The organism is Streptomyces sp. NPDC054956 (genome assembly GCF_053609185.1).
In genome coordinates this window covers 1-3,843 of record NZ_JBSGXB010000484.1, presented here as the reverse complement: position 1 = coordinate 3,843, position 3,843 = coordinate 1, and the positions used below count along the sequence as shown (strand labels likewise).

The following is a 3,843-nucleotide window of genomic DNA, read 5'->3' as shown; positions in this document are numbered from 1 at the left end:
TTAGTGACAGCCCCAGGGGGTGCGGGCCCTTCCTCGCGTCCGTGCGGAACCTACGCGGCGAGCAGCTTGCGCACCCGCTCCGCCCCGACCGCCAGCAGCAGCGTGGGCAGGCGCGGTCCGGTCTCGCGGGTGACGAGCAGCCGGTAGAGCAGCGCGAAGAAGGTGCGCTGGGCGACCTTGAGCTCGGGCGTCGGCTTGGCGTCGGGTTCGAGGCCGGCCATCACCTTCGGCACGCCGTAGACGAGCGTGGTGAGCCCGTCGAGCGACCAGTGCGTGTCGAGGCCTTCCACGAGGAGGCGCAGCGATTCGCGTCCCTCGTCGTCCAGGGACGACAGGAGCTCGACGTCGGCGTCTTCGCGTACGAGCGTCCGCTGGTCGGCGGGCACCTGCGTGGTGATCCAGTTCTCGGCGCGGTCCAGGCGCGGGCGTACCTCGTCGAGCGAGGTCAGCGGGCGCTCGGGCTCCAGGTCGCTGAGGATGCGCAGGGTCTGCTCGTCGTGTCCGGCGGTGATGTCGACGACGGACGCGAGCGTCCGGTACGGCATCGGGCGCGGGGTGCGCGGCAGCTCGTGCGAGGCGACGCGGACGGCGCGGGCGTGGGCGGCGGCGTCGGCCGGGAGGACGGAGCCGTCGGCGACCTTGGCCTCCAGCTTGTCCCACTCGTCGTAGAGCCGCTGGATCTCCTGGTCGAAGGCGATCTTGAAGGACTGGTTGGGGCGGCGGCGGGCGTAGAGCCAGCGCAGCAGCTGCGGCTCCATGATCTTCAGCGCGTCGGCCGGGGTGGGGACCCCGCCCTTGCTGGAGGACATCTTGGCCATGCCGCTGATGCCGACGAACGCGTACATCGGTCCGATGGGCTGCTCGCCGCCGAAGATGCCGACGATCTGCCCGCCGACCTGGAAGGAGGAGCCGGGCGAGGAGTGGTCGACGCCCGAGGGCTCGAAGACCACGCCCTCGTAGGCCCAGCGCATCGGCCAGTCGACCTTCCAGACGAGCTTGCCGCGGTTGAACTCGCTGAGCTTGACCGTCTCGGTGAACTCGTCCTCGGTGCAGACGTAGGTCATCTCGGTCGTCTCGTCGTTGTACGAGGTGACCTTGGTGAAGTCCTTGTTGCAGGCGCCGCAGTACGGCTTGTACGGGAAGTACCCGGCCTCGCCGACGCTGCCGTCGTCCTCGGCGGCCGCGCCCGAGCCCTCGGCCGCTTCCAGCTCGGCCTCGTCGACCTGCTTCTGCTGGGGCTTCTTGCCGCCCGGCTTCTGCTTGGTGCGGTACTGGTCGAGGATCGCGTCGATGTCGCCGCGGTGCTTCATCGCGAACAGGACCTGCTCGCGGTAGGTGCCGGACGTGTACTGCTCGGTCTGGCTGATGGGGTCGTAGTCGACGCCCAGCTCGGCCAGCGACTCGACCATGGCGGCCTTGAAGTGCTCGGCCCAGTTCGGGTACTCCGAGCCCTCGGGCGCGGGCACCGCGGTCAGCGGGCGGCCGATGTGCTGGGCGTGGGACTCCTCGGTGACGCCGGGGATGCCCTTGGGGACCTTCCGGTACCGGTCGTAGTCGTCCCAGGAGATCAGGTGGCGGACCTCGAAGCCCCGGCGGCGGATCTCGTCCGCGACCAGGTGCGGGGTCATGACCTCGCGGAGGTTGCCCAGGTGGATCGGGCCGGAGGGGGAGAGACCGGACGCGACGACGACGGCTTTGCCCGGGGCTCGGCGCTCCGCCTCGGCGATGACCTCGTCCGCGAAACGGGAGACCCAGTCGGTCTCGGTGCTGCTCTGGGCGTTCTCAGCCACGACACGTCCTTCATTCTCGAATGCTGGCTTCAGCCATTCTCCCAGACGGAAGGGAGCGCTCCGAGGTTCATCCCCGCCGCCGGATCGCCGCTATATCCCGGGATGCGGACAGCCCTCGCGTGGGATACTCGGTCCTTGTCGGAACACCCAAGTGCGCCCCAGTGCACCCGAGCGCACTCTCCGGCACAACGTCAGGCACGACCTCACAGGAACGGCAGCTCATGGCCTCGGTCCCTTCCCTCGCTTCCTCCGTCAATCAGCGCGTCGCCGACGCACTCGCCTCCGCCCTGCCGGACGCCGGTGCGAGCGACCCGCTGCTGCGACGAAGCGACCGGGCCGACTTCCAGGCCAACGGCATCCTGGCGCTCGCGAAGAAGGCCAAGGCCAACCCGCGCGAGCTGGCGACCACGGTGGTCGAGGGCATCGACACCGGTGACCTGATCCAGGAGATCGAGGTCTCCGGGCCCGGCTTCCTCAACATCACCATCACCGACCGGGCGATCGTCGAGACGCTGGCCGCGCGCGCCGCCGACGACCGGCTCGGCGTGCCGCTCGCCGCGAAGCCGGGTACGACGGTCATCGACTACGCACAGCCGAACGTCGCGAAGGAGATGCACGTCGGTCACCTGCGGTCCGCCGTGATCGGTGCCGCGATGGTGGAGATCCTGGAGTTCACGGGCGAGAAGGTGGTCCGTCGCCACCACATCGGCGACTGGGGCACCCAGTTCGGCATGCTCATCCAGTACCTGATGGAGCACCCGCACGAGCTGGACCACAAGTCCGCCGACGGCGCCGACGGGGCGGAGGTCTCCGGCGAGGAGGCCATGTCCAACCTGAACCGGCTGTACAAGGCCTCGCGCACGCTCTTCGACTCCGACGAGGAGTTCAAGACGCGCGCCCGGGCCCGGGTGGTGGACCTCCAGGCCGGCGAGGCGGAGACGCTGGCCATGTGGCAGCGGTTCGTGGACGAGTCGAAGATCTACTTCTACTCCGTCTTCAACAAGCTGGACATGGACATCCAGGACCCCGACGTGATCGGCGAGTCCGGCTACAACGACATGCTCGTCGAGACGTGCAAGCTGCTGGAGGACTCGGGCGTCGCCGTCCGTTCCAACGGCGCGCTCTGCGTGTTCTTCGACGACGTCAAGGGCCAGGACGGCAACCCGACCCCGCTGATCGTGCAGAAGTCGGACGGCGGCTTCGGCTACGCGGCGACCGACCTCTCGGCGATCCGCGACCGGGTGGGCAACCTGGGCGCGACCGAGCTGATCTACGTGGTCGACGCGCGGCAGTCCCTGCACTTCAAGATGGTCTTCGAGACGGCCCGCCGGGCGGGCTGGCTGAACGACGAGGTCAAGGCCGTGCAGCTGGCCTTCGGCACCGTGCTCGGCAAGGACGGCAAGCCGTTCAAGACCCGTGAGGGCGAGACGGTCCGGCTGGTGGACCTCCTCGACGAGGCCGTCGACCGGGCCACGGCCGTGGTGCGGGAGAAGGCCGAGAAGATCGGACTGACCGAGGCGGAGATCGTCGAGAACGGCCAGTACGTGGGCATCGGCGCCGTGAAGTACGCGGACCTGTCCACCTCGGCCTCGCGCGACTACAAGTTCGACCTGGACCAGATGGTCTCGCTGACCGGCGACACGTCCGTGTACCTCCAGTACGCGTACGCCCGGATCAAGTCCATCCTGCGCAAGGCGGGCGAGGGCGACCGCAAGCCGGCCGCCCACCCGGAGCTGGAGCTGGCCCCGGCCGAGCGCGCGCTGGGCCTGCACCTGGACCAGTTCGGCGAGGTCATCGCCGAGGCGGCCGCGGAGCACGCCCCGCACAAGGTGGCGGCGTACCTCTACCAGCTGTCCTCGCTGTTCGCGACGTTCTACGAGCAGTGCCCGGTCGTGAAGCCCGAGCCGGAGCTCGTCGTCGGCGAGAACCGCCTGTTCCTGTGCGACCTGACGGCCCGCACCCTCTCGAAGGGCATGTCCCTCCTGGGCATCCGCACCCCCGAGAAGCTCTGACGCATACGAAAGGGGCCGCGGGGAGCACGCTCTGCGTGCTC

At 69.2% G+C, this 3,843-nt stretch carries 2 protein-coding genes; one reads left to right on the top strand and one right to left on the bottom strand.

Annotated features, from left to right (window positions below; genetic code table 11):
* Positions 1-50 precede the first annotated feature (50 nt).
* Positions 51-1,790: a lysine--tRNA ligase gene (gene lysS / locus ACWGDE_RS37080; protein WP_453393483.1), complete on the bottom strand. Its 1,740-nt coding sequence runs from the start codon at positions 1,788-1,790 to the stop codon at positions 51-53.
* 221 nt (positions 1,791-2,011) lie between these two features.
* Here lysS and argS point away from each other — a divergent pair, with 221 nt between their 5' ends.
* Positions 2,012-3,802, top strand: a complete 1,791-nt coding sequence (gene argS / locus ACWGDE_RS37075) for an arginine--tRNA ligase (protein ID WP_453393482.1) — start codon at positions 2,012-2,014, stop codon at positions 3,800-3,802.
* Positions 3,803-3,843: the final 41 nt, after the last annotated feature.